This window comes from Rahnella perminowiae, assembly GCF_019049755.1.
Taxonomy (GTDB): Bacteria; Pseudomonadota; Gammaproteobacteria; order Enterobacterales; family Enterobacteriaceae; genus Rahnella; species Rahnella perminowiae.
Genome location: NZ_JAFMOS010000572.1, coordinates 1 through 21,366, shown reverse-complemented (window position 1 = coordinate 21,366; position 21,366 = coordinate 1). Strand labels below are relative to the sequence as shown.

Genomic DNA, 21,366 nt, shown 5'->3' with positions numbered 1-21,366 from the left:
CAGCTAAAGCTGCTAACTATCCGACGATAGATGCGAACATCAACTATACCGACAATAATCCTTCCGCAGATGCTGAGCCGGAAGATTATCGAGATGAAGTTAGAGTTGGCGTGAAAATAGGATTCAATATCTTCAATGGTTTCAAAAATCAGTCAGAAGAAAGCAAGTTTGCTGCCCGCTATGGTCAGTCAAAACTGGAAGCAGATGATTTTATTTTAAAAACTCGCAATAGCATTGATGTGTCATTGTCGAAATATCGCTCCAATCTGGAAGCCCTTGATATTGCAAAGCGCTCCTATGATAACGCCGGTAAAATGACGGAGTTATACAAAGAAGAATTCAACCTTGGGCAAAAATCATTGCTGGATGTTATTTCCAGTCGCAATGAACTTTTCCAGGCTCACATATCCATGATTGAATCGACGTACGGCATCTACCAGTCCAAGCTTGAACAGATGTCGCAGATTTCGACTTTGCTCAAAGTATTGCAACTGCAAAATGATGTCATAAAACCGGGATCAAGGTCTCTTTTGCGATGAACAGAAAACAAAGTGACCATCTGATGATGGTCATAATGATCATGACGTTCCTGATCATTATTCTTTTCAGTTTGGTAAAAGTAAACTCCGTTGTACATGGGCAGGGTATTATTGCCACGAAAGATAATACTCAAATCGTTTCCCTTTCTAAAGGTGGGACAATAGAGGAGATTTTTGTCTCCGAACGTGATGTCATTAAAAAAGGCCAGATTCTCGCCAGGGTCTCAAACCTGGATGTGCAGAAAGAATATGACCGCTACTTTACCCAATCTGAATATTTGAAAAAAAGTATTGAAGAACTCACCAAGGTGTTATCCAGTGAAAATAAAATCACTGCGCTTAACGTAAGCGATCTGATCAATAAAGACATTATCAGTAATATTCAGATGGTGAAGAGCCAGATCAGAACTAAGGAAGTCAAAATTACCGGACTGTCTTCAGATATCAATGGACTGAATGTGGCAAAAATCAGTAAGAAGAGTGAACTGGGGTTGCTGCAGGAAGAAATTAATATTCTGTCTCCTCTGGTCAAAAAAGGCATCAGCTCCTACACCAACCTGTTAGATAAAAAACAGTCCGCAGTGCGGCTGAATTCTGAGCTGATTGACCTGGATAACCAGATTTCATCAAAAAAAGATGAAGTTGATTTCATTAACAGTGAAATGAATAACGCAGACTATGAACTGCGTAATTCACTTTCGAAAGATCTTGCCGAAGCTCAGAAAGAACTGGCGATGTGTGAGTCGACGATTAAAATATTATCACGTCAGTTACAGGAGACGAATGTTAAATCTCCGATTGATGGCGTCATCTATCAGATAAATAAAAGCGCATCTACGAAAGGCGGCGTCATACAGCCGGCGGATGCTTTGTTCGAAATAAAACCTTTTTCAACCCTGATGCAGGCAGAAGTCAAAGTGATGCCTAAAGATCGTGATCAGGTGTTCATTGGGGGCAAGGTCAATATCAATGTCCTGTCCTTTATGATGTCGGGCACCAAACCCTATAAAGGGACTATTGAACAGATCAGTCCTGATTCCTATGAGGAGTCTGTCAACGGTTCTATGATCCGATACTACAAAGTCATTGTAAAATTTGAAATACCCCCTCAGGACTTAATTAAAATAATGCCCGGTATGACGGTGGACGCAAATATCATTACCGGCCGGCACAGCATTATGAAATATCTCATGTCACCACTGACTAAAGGGATGAGGCAAATGTTTTCTGAACCTTTATCCCCTGCACAACGTAATGCGCCTGAATTATAATTGAAAGGATTAAAAAATGGCTAACAAAACAATATTCATCAATGACAGCTCAGTTGTCGATTTAAAACAGTTTGGCAATAAAGAACAGGCGCATTTCATCATTAGTGGTACCGATTTAAAGTTTATTTTTTCCGATGGTACAACCGTAAATATTGTCAACGGTGCTTTATATTCGAGTCTTGAACACAGTAAAGTGGTGTTTTCTTTTACTGATGGTGATATTTCCGGGCAAAATCTCCTTAAATCCATTGATCTGAGTAATTTAGAGCTGGAACGACTTGATTCATCATTATCGGAAGACCGGCAGGCGCGCGTCATCAAAGAAAATGCCGATACGAAAACAGAAGAAGAGGTAAACCGTCTCGAAGAGGTTAACAAAGAGGCGGATAAACTCAGGAAAGAAGCTGAAGGTTTACGCGCAGAAGCGGAAGAAGCCCGAAAAGCGGCCAATGAAGTTGAACAACAATTGCAGGAATTCCTGGATAATAAAGCTAAAAATAAAGTTTCCACCAATGGCAGCGGCGTTTCTAATGAATCCGGCGAAGAACAGGAGGCCGCATCCTTCAAAAAGAAAAAATATGATGAAGAAGGCGTTGCAGAGTCAGAGCGGCTTAAACTGGAAGATAATAATTCCTCATCTTCTTCTTCAAGTAGCAAAACGTCTGAAAAGACGGGCGATGAAGTTATTGTTAAGCCGGTTGATATTTCTTTAAAGCTTGATGACAAAAGTGACAGTGGTACAAAAAATGACAATATCACCAATATCGCATCCCCTTCATTTATCGGCTCGACCGCGCCTAATGCAAACATTATCTTAAAAATTGATGGGATTGTTGTGGCAGTTGTACAATCAGACAACATGGGGAATTTTGTTGCTGATGTTGCCTCAGAACTCCCGGATGGTCAGCATACGATCCAGGCCGATGTTGAGGATGGCCAGGGTGGAAGCGGTAGTGCTAAAATTCTGGTTACCATCGATACCGTGACAGAAATTCCTACCTTTGAACTGAGTTCACAATATTCTATTCCAGTAGAAGATCAGATCCCTGATGAAAACTTAACGCGCTTTACCAATGCCAAAATTATAGGTACGGCTGAAGCCGGTGTGAGCATTGATATTTATATCAATGATATTTTACTGACGACCGTAAAAACGGACGCTGAAGGTAACTGGTCATATCAGTTTAGCGGAAATGAACTTCAGGAAGGCATTAATGATATTACGGTAGTGGCGACTGATAAAGCGGATAATAGTGCCAGTACAACAGGTATTATTACGCTTGATACCATTCCCCCTGAAACGCCCACCATTATTCTTGATGAAAGCAGTGATACCGGCCTTTATTCTGATGACAAAATAACAAATGATGTCACGCCTGGTTTTCGCGGTAAAGCCGAACCGGACTCTGTTGTAGAGTTGTATGTTAACGGATATAAAATCGCTGATGTTACCGCTGATAGCAAAGGTGACTGGAGTTATACCCTCGACAGTAATGTTATTCTTATGGACGGCACCTATAACGTTCAGGTCATTGCCTCGGACCGTGCCGGTAACACAGCATCGAATGCGATTGATATTGAAATTGACACCAATATCGATGCATTTTCTATTCAGATCGAAGCGGGCAGTGACAGTGGCAATGCTGCCGATAATTATACGAATGTTGCCAGCCCGATATTTACGGGTAAAACAGACTCATTCAGCCATATCACCATTACCAATACGACCACGGGGGAAACCCTTGAAACCGACGCTTCTCAAAGCGGAAATTATACCTTCAGATTCTCTGGCGAATCCGCAGAAGGGGTAAATCAGCTTATTATCACCGTCGTGGATCTTGCGGGTAATGCGCAGGATTATGATTTTAGCTACACGATAGATACCATCGCACCTGTAACGCCGACTATTGCCCTTGACGATTATGTTATCTCACAATCTGGTGCCACCCTGACAAATGATACGACACCTCTTTTAGTGGGAACTGGCGAGGCGGGGAGTCATGTCAGCGTTTATATTGATGGCAAAAAATACGCCACTGTGACGGTCACTGCTGAAGGAACGTGGTCAGTTGATGTCGCACCGGGGTTGAAAGAGGGTGAACATAAAATAGTGGTGGAGGCTCAGGATATCGCGGGTAACGTCTCGCTTCCTTCAGAGGAATACATATTCTCTGTCGATACCCTGACTCAAAAGCCTGTTGCTGCATTGGATACCGATGATGATACAGGATCCAGCCAAAATGACTGGATTACCAACCATAATGATAATTTACGGGTAACAGGGGTTGCTGAAAAATACGTCACAATTACCCTCATGCTTGATGGCAAGGAAATGGGGAAAACGACCGCTGATGAAGAGGGGCACTGGTCTTTCGAAATAAATCCCAACCCTGGCCTGGCCGATGATAATTATAGTGTTGAGATCATCGCCATGGATGAAGTCGGCAATATTTCCAGTTCAACGTATGAACTTATTATTGATACCGTCACTTCAACACCTACTATCATGCTGGATGCTGATTCTGATACCGGTATTACACATACAGATGGGATTACTAAAGACCCGCAGCCATTATTCAAAGGTGTAGCGGAAGCCGGAGCTGAAATCAGCCTGATGATAAATGGCACCTATTATGGCAGTGCTATTGCGGATAAAAATGGTAACTGGAGTTTCCGTATCCCGGCAGATAAAACCTTAGCCGAAGGCGAATATAACGTCATGGTTACGGCAGTCGATATTGCAGGTAATAGCGCGAACTCGGTTTCTATCCCACTTATTATCGACTTACATACTGATATTCCTACTATCGATTTATTAAGTGACAGTGGTGACAATCCGGATGACCATATTACCAGCGTTAATTTACCGTCATTCGCGGGTACGGCGGAACCTTTTGCCAGTATCACATTATACTGCGACGGCAACATAGCGGGTAAAGCCAGTGCTGATGCAAAAGGCCAATGGCAATTTACCTATCCACAATCTCTGCCGGAAGGCAGCTATGCCTTTCATGTGAGTGTCGTTGATGTTGCGGGCAACATTGCTACCTCCGAAAAAATCCATGTCACTATCGATACATCCCTGAATATACCTTCTGTAGACCTGCTGAATGAATCCGATTCCGGAGCTTCAGCCACAGATAATATTACGAATACTAAAAGTCCTATTTTCGTACTCAATAGTGTTGATAGTGATGTCACACATGTTCTGATTAACATTGATGGCACTGACTACCCGGCAAGTCTGAATAATGGCGTCTGGTCACTCGTTTGCCCTGTTGAACTTGCGGATGGCATTCATACCATTACTGCCACTGTTACCGATCTTGCGGGTAATAGTGCGACCTCGGCGGCGCTGAACGTGACGGTCGATACGACCATTTCTGCCCCGGTTATCACCCTGAGTGACGACACCGGCGTGGCGGGCGACAACCAGACCAATGACACCACGCCGGGCTTTGCGATCGCGACCGACGCGGACGTGGTGACCGTGATGGTCAGCGTGGACGGCGGCGCAACGCAGGCGGCGGTGCGGGACAGCGAAGGGCAGTGGCACTTTGCGGTGCCTGCCGCCCTCGCTGACGGCGAACACAACCTGGTGGTGACGGTGACCGATACTGCCGGTAACAGCACGTCCGGTGAGGCCTTTGCCTTTACCGTGGACACCACGCTGAGCCTGCCGGTTATCGATCTGACCGACGGTTCAGATACCGGTGCCGGCACCACCGATAACATCACCAACAACGCTACCCCGGCCTTTACCCTGAGCAACATTGACGCGGACGCGGTGACGGTCGAGGTGCTGATCAACGGCACCGTGTATCCGGCCACGCAGACCGGCGGGATCTGGGGCTTTACCGCGCCGGAACTGACGGACGGTGACTATGCTGTGCAGGTACGGGTCACCGACGACGCGGGCAACGTGGCGACCTCCGGGGCGCTGGACGTGACGGTGGACACCGCGATTTCTGCGCCAGTTGTCACCCTGAGTGACGACACCGGCACGGCGGGCGACAACCAGACCAATGACACCACGCCGGGCTTTGCGATCGCGACCGACGCGGACGTGGTGACGGTGCTGGTCAGCGTGGACGGCGGCGCGGACATGGCGGCGGTGCGGGACAGCGCCGGGCAGTGGCACTTTGCGGTGCCTGCCGCCCTCACTGACGGCGAACATAACCTGGTGGTGACGGTGACGGATACTGCCGGTAACAGCACGTCCGGCGAACCTTTTGCCTTTACCGTGGACACGACGCTGAGCGTGCCGGTTATCGATCTGACCGACGGTTCAGATACCGGTGCCGGCACCACCGATAACATCACCAATAACACTACTCCGGCCTTTGCGCTGAGCCAGATTGACGCGGACGCGGTGACGGTCGAGGTGCTGATCAACGGCACGTCCTACCCGGCCACGCAGACCGGGGATAGCTGGAGTTTTACCGCGCCGGAACTGACGGACGGCAACTATGCTGTGCAGGTGCGGGTGACCGACGACGCGGGCAACGTGGCCACTTCCGGGGCGCTGGACGTGACGGTGGATACTGCCATATCCGCGCCGGGTGTTACCCTGAGCGACGACACCGGTGTGGCGGGGGATAACCAGACCAACGACACCACGCCGGGCTTTGCGATCGCGACCGACGCGGACGTGGTGACGGTGCTGGTCAGCGTGGACGGCGGCGCGGCGCAGGCGGCGGTGCGGGACAGCGAAGGGCAGTGGCACTTTACTGTACCGTCGGCACTGGCTGACGGCGGACATAACCTGGTGGTGACGGTGACGGATACTGCCGGTAACAGCACGTCCGGTGAGGCATTCGCCTTTACCGTGGACACGACGCTGAGCGTGCCGGTTATCGACCTGAATGACGGATCGGATACCGGTGCGAGCACCACCGACAACATCACCAATAACGCCACCCCGGCCTTTACCCTGAGCAACGTTGACGCCGACGCGGTGACGGTCGAGGTACTGATCAACGGCACCGTGTATCCGGCCACCAAAGAGGGCGATGTCTGGAGCTTCACCGCGCCGGAACTCGCCGACGGTAACTACAGCGTACAGGTGCGGGTCACCGACGACGCGGGCAACGTCGCGACCTCCGTGGCGCTTGACGTGACGGTGGACACCGCGATTTCTGCGCCAGTAGTCACCCTGAGCGACGACACCGGCGTGGCGGGCGACAACCAGACCAATGACACCACGCCGGGCTTTGCGATCGCGACCGACAGTGATGTGGTAACGGTCACGGTCAGCATTGACGGCGGCGCGGCGCAGGCGGCGGTGCGGGACAGCGCCGGGCAGTGGCACTTTACTGTACCGTCGGCACTGGCTGACGGCGAACATAACCTGGTGGTGACGGTCACGGATACTGCCGGTAACCGCACGTCCGGCGAGCCTTTTGCCTTTACCGTGGATACCACGCTGAGCCTGCCGGTTATCGATCTGACCGATGCGTCCGACAGCGGTGCGGATATGACCGATAACATTACCAATAACACTACCCCGGCCTTTACCCTGAGCCAGATTGACGCGGATGCGGTGACGGTCGAGGTGCTGATCAACGGCATCGTGTATCCGGCCACGCAGACCGGCGGGATATGGGGCTTTACCGCCCCGGAACTGACGGACGGTGACTATGCTGTGCAGGTGCGGGTCACCGACGACGCGGGCAACGTGGCCACTTCCGGGGCGCTGGACGTGACGGTGGACACCGCGATTTCTGCGCCAGTAGTCACCCTGAGCGACGACACCGGCGTGGCGGGCGATAATCAGACCAATGACACCACGCCGGGCTTTGCGATCGCGACCGACACGGACGTGGTGACGGTGCTGGTCAGCGTGGACGGCGGCGCGGCGCAGGCGGCGGTGCGGGACAGCGAAGGGCAGTGGCACTTTGCGGTGCCTGCCGCCCTCGCTGACGGCGAGCATAACCTGGTGGTGACGGTCACGGATACTGCCGGTAACAGCACGTCCGGCGAGCCTTTTGCCTTTACCGTTGACACCACGCTGAGCCTGCCGGTTATCGACCTGGCCGATGCGTCCGACAGCGGCGCGGATATGACCGATAACATCACCAACAACGCCACCCCGGCTTTTACCCTGAGCCAGATTGACGCCGACGCGGTGACGGTCGAGGTGCTGATCAACGGCACCGTGTATCCGGCCACGCAGACCGGCGGGATATGGGGCTTTACCGCCCCAGAACTGACGGACGGTGACTACAGCGTGCAGGTGCGGGTGACCGACGACGCGGGCAACGTGGCGACCTCCGGGGCGCTGGACGTGACGGTGGACACCGCGATTTCTGCGCCAGTAGTCACCCTGAGCGACGACACCGGCGTGGCGGGCGATAATCAGACCAACGACACCACGCCGGGCTTTGCGATCGCGACCGACAGTGATGTGGTAACGGTCACGGTCAGCATTGACGGCGGCGCGGCGCAGGCGGCGGTGCGGGACAGCGAAGGGCAGTGGCACTTTACTGTACCGTCGGCACTGGCTGACGGCGAACACAACCTGGTGGTGACGGTCACGGATACTGCCGGTAACAGCATATCCGGCGAGGCATTCGCCTTTACCGTGGACACCACGCTGAGCGTGCCGGTTATCGATCTGACCGATGCGTCCGACAGCGGCGCGGATATGACCGACAACATCACCAATAACACTACCCCGGCCTTTACCCTGAGCCAGATTGACGCGGACGCGGTGACGGTCGAGGTGCTGATCAACGGCACCGTGTATCCGGCCACGCAGACCGGGGATAGCTGGAGCTTTACCGCGCCGGAACTCGCCGACGGTGACTACAACGTACAGGTGCGGGTCACCGACGACGCGGGCAACGTCGCGACCTCCGGGGCGCTGGACGTGACGGTGGACACCGCCATATCAGCGCCGGGAGTCACCCTGAGCGACGACACCGGCGTGGCGGGGGATAACCAGACCAATGACACCACGCCGGGCTTTGCGATCGCGACCGACAGTGATGTGGTAACGGTCACGGTCAGCATTGACGGCGGCGCGGACATGGCGGCGGTGCGGGACAGCGCCGGGCAGTGGCACTTTACTGTACCGTCGGCACTGGCTGACGGCGAACATAACCTGGTGGTGACGGTGACGGATACTGCCGGTAACAGTACGTCCGGTGAGGCATTCGCCTTTACCGTGGACACCACGCTGAGCCTGCCGGTTATCGATCTGACCGATGCGTCCGACAGCGGCGCGGATATGACCGACAACATCACCAATAACACTACTCCGGCCTTTACCCTGAGCAACGTTGACGCCGACGCGGTGACGGTTGAGGTGCTGATCGACGGCACCGTGTATCCGGCCACGCAGACCGGCGGGATCTGGGGTTTTACCGCGCCGGAACTGACCGACGGTGACTATGCTGTGCAGGTGCGGGTCACCGACGACGCGGGCAACGTGGCCACTTCCGGGGCGCTGGACGTAACGGTGGATACTGCCATATCCGCGCCGGGGGTCACCCTGAGCGACGACACCGGCGTGGCGGGCGATAACCAGACCAATGACACCACGCCGGGCTTTGCGATCGCGACCGACGCGGACGTGGTGACGGTGCTGGTCAGCATTGACGGCGGCGCGGCGCAGGCGGCGGTGCGGGACAGCGAAGGGCAGTGGCACTTTACTGTGCCGGCGGCCCTCGCTGACGGCGAACATAACCTGGTGGTGACGGTGACGGATACTGCCGGTAACAGCACGTCCGGCGAGCCTTTTGCCTTTACCGTGGATACCACGCTGAGCGTGCCGGTTATCGATCTGACCGATGCGTCCGACAGCGGCGCGGATATGACCGATAACATCACCAATAACACTACTCCTGCCTTTACCCTGAGCAACGTTGACGCGGACGCGGTGACGGTCGAGGTGCTGATCAACGGCACCGTGTATCCGGCCACGCAGACCGGCGGGATCTGGGGCTTTACCGCGCCGGAACTGACCGACGGTGACTACAGCGTGCAGGTGCGGGTCACCGACGACGCGGGCAACGTGGCCACTTCCGGGTCGCTGGACGTGACGGTGGACACCGCGATTTCTGCGCCGGTAGTCACCCTGAGCGACGACACCGGCGTGGCGGGCGATAATCAGACCAACGACACCACGCCGGGCTTTGCGATCGCGACCGACAGTGATGTGGTAACGGTCACGGTCAGCATTGACGGCGGCGCGGCGCAGGCGGCGGTGCGGGACAGAGAAGGGCAGTGGCACTTTACTGTACCGTCGGCACTGGCTGACGGCGAACACCACCTGGTGGTGACGGTCACGGATACTGCCGGTAACAGCATATCCGGCGAGGCATTCGCCTTTACCGTGGACACCACGCTGAGCGTGCCGGTTATCGATCTGGCCGATGCGTCCGACAGCGGCGCGGATATGACCGATAACATCACCAACAACGCCACCCCGGCCTTTACCCTGAGCCAGATTGACGCCGACGCGGTGAGGGTCGAGGTGCTGATCAACGGCACCGTGTATCCGGCCACGCAGACCGGCGGGATATGGGGCTTTACCGCGCCGGAACTGACCGACGGTGACTATGCTGTGCAGGTGCGGGTCACCGACGACGCGGGCAACGTGGCGACTTCCGGGGCGCTGGACGTGACGGTGGACACCGCCATATCCGCACCGCTGATTACCCTGAGCGACGACACCGGCGTGGCGGGGGATAACCAGACCAATGACACCACGCCGGGCTTTGCGATCGCGACCGACAGTGATGTGGTAACGGTCACGGTCAGCGTGGACGGCGGCGCGGCGCAGGCGGCGGTGCAGGACAGCGAAGGGCAGTGGCACTTTACTGTACCGTCGGCACTGGCTGACGGCGAGCATAACCTGGTGGTGACGGTCACGGATACTGCCGGTAACAGCATTGCCGGCGAGGCATTCGCCTTTACCGTGGACACCACGCTGAGCCTGCCGGTTATCGACCTGACTGACGGTTCAGATACCGGTGCCAGCACCACCGACAACATTACCAATAACGGCACCCCGGCCTTTACCCTGAGCAACATCGACGCGGACGCGGTGACGGTGAGCGTGCTGATCGACGGCACGGCCTACCCGGCGACAAAAGAGGGCGATGTCTGGAGCTTTACCGCGCCGGAGCTGGCGGACGGTGGGCACAGCGTGCAGGTGCGGGTGACCGACGACGCGGGTAACACCGCGACCTCGGCGGCGCTGAACGTGACGGTCGATACGACCATTTCTGCCCCGGTTATCACGCTGAGTGACGACACCGGCACGGCGGGCGACAACCAGACCAATGACACCACGCCGGGCTTTGCGATCGTGACCGACAGTGATGTTGTCACCGTGATGGTCAGCGTGGACGGCGGCGCGGCGCAGGCGGCGGTGCGGGACAGCGAAGGGCAGTGGCACTTTACTGTAGCGTCGGCCCTCGCTGACGGCGAACATAACCTGGTGGTGACGGTCACGGATACTGCCGGTAACAGCACGTCCGGCGAACCTTTTGCCTTTACCGTGGACACGACGCTGAGTGTGCCGGTTATCGACCTGACCGATGCGTCCGACAGCGGCGCGGATATGACCGATAACATCACCAACAACGCCACCCCGGCCTTTACCCTGAGCCAGATTGATGCGGACGCGGTGAGGGTCGAGGTGCTGATCAACGGCACCGTGTATCCGGCCACGCAGACCGGCGGGATCTGGGGCTTTACCGCGCCGGAACTCGCCGACGGTGACTACAGCGTGCAGGTGCGGGTGACCGACGACGCGGGCAACGTGGCCACTTCCGGGTCGCTTGACGTGACGGTGGACACTGCTGTTGCACCGGTCACGCTTGTACTAAACGCCGGGTCTGATACAGGTGCCAGCAACAGCGACGGCGTGACACATGATGCCACCCCGACGTTTACCTTCAGTAATATTGCGGCAGATATGGCCAGCCTGACACTGGTGCTCAGTAACGGGGCTGAATACATCATTGATCTCAGCAACGGGAACAGTTTTACGCTGCCGGTTTCTCTGGCAGACGGTGTTTATACGGCAACCGCAGTGATTACCGATGTCGCAGGCAATACGGCATCCAGCCCGGTCAGCTTTACGGTGGATACCCAACTGACCGTCCCCGTGATTGATCTGGCTGAAGCATCCGACAGTGGCAGGTATTCGACAGATAATATTACCCGCGATACCACCCCGGCCTTTGTGTTGAGCAGTATCGATGCCGACGTGGTGACCGCAGAAGTTCTGATCAACGGCACGGCCTATCCGGCGACCAAAGAGGGCGGCCTCTGGGGCTTTACCGCCCCGGTACTGGCAGACGGCGATTACAGTGTGCAGGTGCGGGTAACTGACAATGCAGGTAATACCGCCACTTCCGTGGCACTGAATATGACCGTTGATACGGCGATTAATGCACCGGTCATTACGCTAAGTGATGATACCGGTACATCAGGGGATAACCAGACCAACGACACCACGCCGGGCTTTGCGATTGTTACCGACAGCGACGCCGCGACGGTGATGGTCAGCGTGGACGGCGGTGTAGCACAGACGGCGGTGCAGGATGCCGCCGGGCAGTGGCACTTTACGGTGCCATCCGCGCTCGGGGACGGTAACCATAGCCTGTCAGTGACGGTCACTGATCTGGCCGGTAACAGCAGCGCCAACTCACTGGATTTCACCATCGACAGCCAGCTGTCAGTGCCAACGTTGGCCCTTAACAGTGAAGATGATTCCGGTTTCAGTAATACGGATAACCTGACGAATAATACCCGCCCGACGTTCGCTATTGGCAATATTGATGCGGATGTGGTCAGCGTGGTGATATCGCTTAATGGCAAAAGCTGGCCTGTGACCATTTCACAGGGCGCGGGCACTTTCACGCTGCCTGAAGCACTGGCAGATGGCTCGTATACCGTGCAGTTAACGGTGACGGATGATGCGGGTAATGAAAAAATCATTACCACGCCGCTGCAGATTGATACCGTGACAAGCGTTGAGGGTATTGCACTCAATGATGACACCGGTGTACTCAATGACTGGCTGACGAATGTCACCGGCCCGACATTTACCCTTTCCGCCCCGGCAGATGCACAAACCGTGGCGGTATCAGTCGATGGTGGTGCAGCAATCCAGGCTACCAACAGTGAAGGCGGCTGGGTTATCAATCTGCCTGACGGGTTAAGCGATGGCGAGCATACACTGCAGGTCACGGTAACGGATAAGGCCGGAAACACCGCGCAGAGGGACCAGATTTTTGCTGTGGATACCACGCTTGAACCGCTGGGTGTGGATATGCTGAATCAGGACGACTCCGGTACCGTTGACGATAACATTACGCATGTGACTACCCCGCGCTTCAGCCTGACAGGAGTACCGGAAGATGTATTCGGTATTACCGTAAGTCTCAATGGTGCCAGTTATTCCGTGACACCTCAGTCCGATGGCAGCTGGGTATTTATGCCTCCGGTCGCACTGGATGACGGCGAATACCAGCTTTTAGCGGTTGTCACGGATAATGCGGGTAATCAGCGTACCACCTCGTTCAGCTTCGTTATTGATACTTCAGTCTCTATCGACAACATCACATTGCTCAACGACACAGGGGATTCTTCTACCGACAGTATTACCAATGCCGGACAGCCGCATTTTAACGTCGCCACCTCGGACGACGTAGTCACCATGACGGCAACCATTAATGGCATTGCCTGCAATGTCACGCAAACGGCCACGGGGATATGGTCAGTCACGTCCCCGGTATTGACTACCCCGGGAGATTACACCCTGACAGTCAATGTGACTGATGTGGCGGGCAACCAGACAACATCGACTAAAACCATTACGTTTGATAACCAGTTATCGCAACCCGTGGTTTCTTTCGTGACCGGCGATGATACCGGTTATGATACGAATGACCATCTGACGGGCAAAAATCGCCCGGGATTTGTTATCACAAACATTGATGATGACGTCACCGGTATGAGCGTTGTTCTCAATGGTAAAACCACCCAAATTTATGCAGACGGGACCGGAAACTGGACATTCACACCAGACCAGGTACTAAATGACGGAACCTACACACTGTCCGTCAATCTGCATGACCGTGCCGGTAATACCAGCAGCAAAGATTTTACCTTTACGGTCGACACCACGGTCGCGAAAGCCATCATTACAATGGATGAGCAATCGGATACGGGTGACAGCCAGACCGATCACCTCACCAATAACCGATCCCCTGAATTCACCTTCACCAATATTGATGCAGACGTCTACAAAGTTCAGGTAGTGCTTAATGGCACGACCTATGAGGTGAGCAAAGATCCGCAGGATGCCTGGCACTGGGCCGCACCGGAACTCGCGGCAGGTACGTATACGTTAAGCACCCTCGTGACCGATAAAGCGGGTAATCAGAGTACGGAGTCGATGACCTTTGTCATCGATACCTACGTACAAATTGACAGTATCCAGATGTCTGCTGACACCGGTTACGCTGACAACGATCACCTGACATACGATTCCCGTCCTGATTTTACTATTCAGGTCTCTGACGATGTTTCACACGTTTATGTTTCTCTGGATGGCACCACGCCGGTTGAACTGACCAAAACTAACGGCGAGTGGATCTTCTCCTGTCCGGCTGAACTCTCAGATGGCGCGCACGCGATCAACGTTCAGGTCATTGATGCCGCAGGGAATAGGGCATCTCAGCAGGTTGATTTTGTTGTAGATACCACGCTCATGCCGGTCACCATCGATTTACGTGATGAGGATGATTCAGGCAACAGCAGCGTGGATAACTATACCCGTAATACTCAGCCGGTCTTTCTGTTCCAGGGCATTCCTGCGGATGCGCACAGTATGGTGGCAGTCCTCGACGGGCAACGTTACGAGATCGACCTGTCACTGTCGCCGGTGAGCTTTAAGCCGCCAGCCTCGCTGCAGGATGGCAGCTACACCCTTGAGGTGGAGCTGACGGATAATGCCGGTAATACCGCAGAGTCTTCCATCATCTTCAACGTCGATACACAAACATCGGTGAGTGTAGATTTTGCTGCCGGTGATGACACCGGTCGCTCAGATAATGACAACTGCACAACGCAGAATATGCCAACCTTTGATATTGCGGTGCCTGAAGATGTCACCACCGTTCTGGTGGCGTTAGATAACGGTACGCAGACGTCCATTCTGAAAGACAGTTCAGGTAAATGGTTATTCACTACGCCGGTGCTCACTGATGGGGTACACAACATCGTGGTATCGGTGACCGATAAAGCCGGTAATACCGCCCAGACTACGCTCGACTTTACGGTGGATACGACACTGAATATGCCACTGATTGATCTGATCAGTGACAGCGGTTACCTCACTAACGACAATCTGACAAATGATGCCACGCCGAAATTTGAAATATCCAACGTGGATAGCGATGTCTGGTCCGTAGTGGTCTTGCTCAATGGCAAATCTTATCCGGCAAGCCGCGTGGACGGAACATGGGTATGCCAGATCCCGGATGCCGATGCGCTGAGTGATGGCAACTATGTGGCAGAAGTAAGAATCGAAGATCAGGCCGGGAATACGCGATCAGGCTCGTTAAACTTCGTTATCGATACGGTTTGCCCTTCACCGGTTGTCTCGCTGAGTGACGCCGACAACAGTGGTGATAAGAGCGATAACATCACGAATGTTGCGCAACCTCGTTTGATCATCAGCGACATGCCTGAAGATATTTATCAGGTCAGCGTGACGCTGGGCGGAGAAACATGGCAAATCGAGCCGCAGGCGGGGGGCTGGGATGTCCCGCAAAGTCTGGCAGACGGAACCTATTCCGCCGTGGTCAGCTTCACCGATAAAGCCGGCAATACCAGTTCAACGACCTACAGTTTTGTCGTCGATACCACCGTGCAGTCACCGGGGCTGGTGCTGCTCGATGATACCGGCAGCAATGTGACCGATAACCTGACCAATGTCACCGCACCGAGATTTGAAATTACGGCAGCGGAACCGCTGGTTTCAGTCCGGGCCACGCTTAACGGTATTACGGTCAATGTAGAGCAACAGGATGGACGCTGGATATATACGGCAGAAAGCCTTGCCGATGGCAGCTATACCCTGCAGGTCGAATGGGTTGATATTGCGGGTAACCATGTGACGGATGATCTGACGTTCACGGTTGATACGCAAATTCCAACGCCGGTGATCGATCTGAGCACGGACAGTGATTCAGGTAGCTCTGCGTCAGATAATATTACCAACGATCCTCAGCCTGTCTTTGTGATCAGCAACGTACCGGATGATGTTGATGCGATCAGGGTGAACATTAATGGTACGAGCTACATCGCCACCATGAATAGCGCTGACCAGTGGACCGTTCGCCCCAATAACCTGCCGGATGGAGAGTATACCGCCACGGTCATCATGACCGACAACGCGGGTAACCAGGCTGAAAACAGTATCAGTTTCGTGATAGATACGCAGATCGCCTTGTCGATGGAAATGGATCCGGCGTCAGATACCGGCGTTTCACACACTGATCATCTGACCAACGATGTGTCCCCGACTTTTTCAGGCAACACCGAAAGCCATGCGCAGATAGTCATCAGTATCAAAGACAATAGCGGGACAGTCATGCAGAACGTTGAGCAGCAGGCGAATGCGGACGGCAGCTGGAGCTTCACTGCGGCTGATCTGGCTGACGGGCAGTATACGATTAGTGTGCGGGCCACTGACGTCGCCGGTAACTCGACCGAACAAAGTATGAATTTTGTCATTGATACGCTGGTTGCCACGCCGACTATCGGGCTGACGGAATCTGATGCCAATAACTCCCATGAAGCGCTGGGGCTGGCACCTGAATTCAGCGGCATGGCAGAGGCGGGCTCAAATCTGTCGATTAAAATTGATGGCATGACAGTCGCCAGTGTCACAGTGTCGGCAAACGGGACCTGGGCCTGGACGCCGCCAAGTTCCTTCCTTTCCGGGGACCACGTGATTGCCGTCACGGCCACAGATAAAGCCGGAAATATTTCCTCGGAAACATCCTTTAACTTCATTATTCCGGTGGTCGATCTTGATCCACCGACGGTGATGTTAAGCAACGATACAGACAGCGGCTCACTGGGTGATTTTATCACCAATAATACGAAGCCCGTGATCACGGGGATTACCCTGCCGGGCGTGACAGTCACGCTCTATATCAATGGCGTGGCCGTTGGTGCAGCACAAAGTGACTCCACAGGTCGTTACAGCTATGAGCTGCCGGTAATGGCTGAAGGCACTTACAGCCTGCAGGCAAGCATTATCGACCCGAACAGTCAGGAAGCGCTGCTTTCAGACAGTGCAAATCTGGTGGTCGATACGCACGTAGAACCTTTGGAATGGTCGATTTCCGGCATGACCGATGAAGGCTATATCAGCGACAACACCCCGACGGTAAGCGGGATATCCGAGCCCGGGGCGAAAATTAAAATTTATGTTGATGGCAAATTTGTTATTGAAACCTCGACGTCCAGTGACGGAACCTGGTCGGTCAGGCTTCCTGTCATTGGCAACGACGGTTCGCATGAGATTGCTTTTACCGTCAATGATCTGGCGGGAAATACGATGCAGATCGACCCGACGCCCCTTATTCTGGACTCCTATATCTCTCCGCTGACCCTTACTCTGCGGGAAAGTGACGATACGGGCAGCAGTTCAACCGACCTGATCACCAATAAAACCACGGTGAATCTGGAAGGGGTGGCCGAGGCCGGTGCGGTGCTGACTCTTTACGGAAAGGATGGCTCGGTACTGACCACATTAACGGTGGGAGACGACGGACAGTGGAGTTACAGCGTTGAACTGAGTGAAGGGGCCAATACGTTCATTGCGATAGCTGAGGACAGTGCAGGTAACAAAGTCCAAAAAGACATTATTATTCAGTGTGACACGCATAACAGTATCAGTGATGTGGCGCTGGCCCGTGAGAGCAACAGTGGCGATATCGGTGATATGGTGACCAACGATAAGACGCCAACCTTATCGGCCATGACCGATCCGGGCGCTTCGGTGGATATTTATGTCAATGAGGTGAAAGTCGCCACGGTTGTCGCTGACGCCTCTGGGCTGGCCAGTTATACCTTGCCGGAAAGCGAGGACGGTAACTACAACGTGACGTTTATCTCCACCGATGCGGCAGGAAACACCGTCACCAGTGCCACCTCCGTTGTGGTGATTGATACCGCGGTGAGCGGGTTCGAGATGACTGCGCCACCGGAGCTGATTAATTCCCGTGCTCTGGAACTGACCGGGACCGGGGAAATTAACTCAACGGTTACAATACGGGTGAACGGTGCGGTTATCGGCCGTGCGTCGGTTGATGCCGAAGGTAACTGGAATATGCCGGTCGTGCTGGGGGAAGACGGTGAATATATTATTTCGGCTACCCTGACCGATATCGCAGGGAATGTTGTGGCGGGTGAAGATTATCCGGTGACGCTGGACAGCCATACCGATTATCCCACCATTTCGCTTAATGATGAGACTAACTCCGCATCGAAGGGCGACAATATCACCAATATTAACCCGCCTGCCTTCCACGGGACGGCGGAAGCGGGCGCGACAATCAATATCTTGGTTGATGAAGTGATGGTAGCAACCACAGTCGCTGACGCTGACGGAAACTGGTCATGGACCTACCCCGACACCATGAATGACGGTGAATACTCTGTGCGTGTTATTGCAGAGGATGCGGCGGGAAATACCGCCGAGTCAGCCCGTATCCTGGTGACGATTGATACCGAGACAGACATTCAAATCCAGGGAATGGCCAACGACGGGGGTTACTATGCCAACGACTATTATACCGGTTTTACCCGGCCGACCTTTAATATCACCGGCGAAAAAAACCAGCCAGTATCGGTCTACATTGATGGTGAGTATGTAGAAACAATTACGCCGGGTTCGATCAATTCAACCTATACCGTGCCGGCGGATCTGGACGATGGTTCGCATTCTATTCGTTTTGAAATAACAGATGCGGCAGGGAATACGGCGTCGACCGAGTCCCGTAATTTTACCATCGATACCGTCAATGATACGCCAATCGTGTTGACGACGATCAACGGTCAGCCTGTTGAGACAATCACCGTCGGGGACGTGACTTATCTGACGGATATCACCACCAACGCCACCCTGACCGGGAAGGCCGAAGCCGGAAGTTACCTGAGCATCACGGTGAACGGGTTAACGGTTAATCAGTTCTGGGTCGGGGAAGATGGCAACTGGACGGCCAGCATCAATAAAATGGTGCTTCAGGATGGTGAACTGAATATTAAATTCAATTCGACCGACAAAGCCGGTAATGAGAAAGAAACCAGCATGGTGATTGTTGTTGATACCCGCATTGACGCATTCAGCGTCAATGTTGAAGACAATAAATCCACCACCGCTGACAAATGGGCGCTGAACAACCAAAACGTCACCTTCTTTGGTCGCGGGGAGGCTGGCTCGACGGTGACCGTATTCCTGGCGGGTGTAGCGGTTGCTTCCGTGATGGTTGCTGCCGATGGCACATGGGCAATGGAGCCGACCCCGCTGGCTGACGGGAATTATTCCCTGAGCTTTAAAATTGAAGATCCCGCAGGCAATACCCAAATCATCAGTCACGATGTCACCATTGATACCCAGGCACCGGCTGTGCCGGTGGTTGACACCTCGGTCTTTATTGACGGTAGTGGTCTGTGGGTCATGTCCGGGACTGCTGAAGCGGGCAGTAAGTTAGTGGTTGAAGATGAAACTGGGAAGGTTATCGCCAGCGTCACTGCGGACAGCAACGGCAACTGGAGCACGGTGTTTAATTATCCTGATGGCGGGAAAGTAACCCTCCATGCTGAAGATGCGGTGGGTAACATCAGCCCGGACGTGACTTTTGATGAGATGCGTGCGGTGCCAGCCCTGACGCTGGATATTGCCTCCGACAGTGGCATTATCGGCGACATGATCACCAGCAACACTATGCCGACGCTGTTGCTGCAAAACATCGAAAGTGATGTCACCCAGGTTGTGGTTACGCTAAACGGACAGAGTTATAACGCGTTACAAAGTGGTCAGGGCATCTGGAGCCTGACATTTACCGAACCGCTGCCGGAAGGCCGCTGGTCCGTCATGGTCACCGCAACGGATGCCGCCGGTAACAGCCAGTCTGCGACAGTGATGCTGGAGATTGATCACTCTCTGTCATTACCGGAGGTGGTGCTGGACGGAATGTCTGACACGGGTAGCGTGGGCGATATGCTCACCAATAACGCGACGCCGACACTGGTATTGCAGGACATTGATGCGGATGTTACGCAGGTTATCGTGACCATCAACAGCCAGACCTATAACGCGGTGCAGGGGGAAGAAGGCGGGTGGAGCCTGACGCTACCGGATGCGCTGCCAGAAGGCACCTGGCCGGTAACGGTCACGGTGACGGATGATGCGGGCAACAGTCAGACCACCGTGACTGAACTGACGATTGACCAGTCGCTCTCGGTGCCTGTGGCAGCGATGGAATCCGATACCGGCGGTGATCACATTGTGAATGACAACACGCCAGGCTTTATTTTGACTGACGTTGATGCCGATGCCGACAGCGTGACGGTTAACGTTAATGGTAACAACTATGATGCGCTTAAAAGTGATGACGGCGAGTGGAGCTTTACGCCACCTGAGCCTCTGACAGACGGTGAGTATCAATTAGTGATAACCACGACCGATGTAGCAGGCAACGTTAGCCACAGCGAACCTTTTGATTTCATTATCGATACGCAGATTGACACTTTTGACGCCCGGCTGGTTAACAATGAAGGCGATCAGCCTGATGAATGGCGCAGTGAAAGTCATACGCTCGACATTGCCGGACAGGGTGAAGCCGGGGCGACGGTATCGGCGAGCATTGATGGCGGTGAAGCCATCCATATTCAGGTGGATGAACAAGGGGACTGGTCATTACAGATGAGTGACATTGCCGATGGTACGCACTCACTGCAATTGGGCATTGTGGACAAGGCCGGTAACACACAACAGATCGAGTACAGCGTTACCGTCGATACGTCGTCGGCTCTGCTCATGGCAACGATGCAGGATGAACCTGAAAGCGATACAAACGATTCAGTAAGTCATGATCAGGCTGCTGCAGTCATGAGTGCTGAAATAATGACAATCACACCTATTGATAATACGACACATGATGATCAGCAGGTCGATCACCCGTAATTAACATGCCTCTGCTGTGGGTACAGCAGAGGTTTTTTGAGTAACAAACCATGAAAGCTGAATTTGAACAGTATGATTTAGGGCTGTCCGGTGCATTAACGTATATTGCGCGAAACTACGGCGCTAAAATTGAAATTAGGGAAGGTGATAAAGAAATATCACTGACCGAATATCATAAAAATGATGTTGAACATGACACACAAATTAAAAATTATTTCCTTTCATTAGGGTTGTCAGTTTCTGCAGTGCAATTTAGCCAGCCAGATGATTTGCTTAATGAAAGCATGCCGCTTTTGCTGCTGACTGCTGAAATGCAGTGGCTCATTTG

General features: G+C 53.7%; 3 protein-coding genes and 1 pseudogene. All 4 read left to right on the top strand.

Going from position 1 to position 21,366, the window contains the following annotated elements; translation table 11 throughout:
- A partial coding sequence (locus tag J1785_RS15565) for a TolC family protein (protein ID WP_217219790.1) occupies nt 1–539 on the top strand: 539 nt, incomplete at its 5' end.
- The gene (locus J1785_RS15560) at nt 536–1,810 is read left to right on the top strand and encodes an HlyD family type I secretion periplasmic adaptor subunit (RefSeq protein WP_217219788.1); all 1,275 of its coding nucleotides are present in this window, start codon (nt 536–538) and stop codon (nt 1,808–1,810) included. The genes J1785_RS15565 and J1785_RS15560, both read left to right, overlap by 4 nt.
- A 16-nt stretch (nt 1,811–1,826) precedes the next feature.
- The gene (locus tag J1785_RS15555) at nt 1,827–21,038 is read left to right on the top strand and encodes an Ig-like domain-containing protein (protein WP_217219787.1); all 19,212 of its coding nucleotides are present in this window, start codon (nt 1,827–1,829) and stop codon (nt 21,036–21,038) included.
- Nucleotides 21,039–21,088: 50 nt separating this feature from the next.
- Nucleotides 21,089–21,366: pseudogene (locus J1785_RS15550) on the top strand (hypothetical protein); the annotation flags it as partial.

What these genes read in the sequence shown, in the direction of transcription:
- J1785_RS15560 (WP_217219788.1), top strand. Translation starts at nt 536, where the DNA reads ATGAACAGAAAACAAAGTGACCATCTGATGATGGTCATAATGATCATG.
- J1785_RS15555 (WP_217219787.1), top strand. Translation starts at nt 1,827, where the DNA reads ATGGCTAACAAAACAATATTCATCAATGACAGCTCAGTTGTCGATTTA.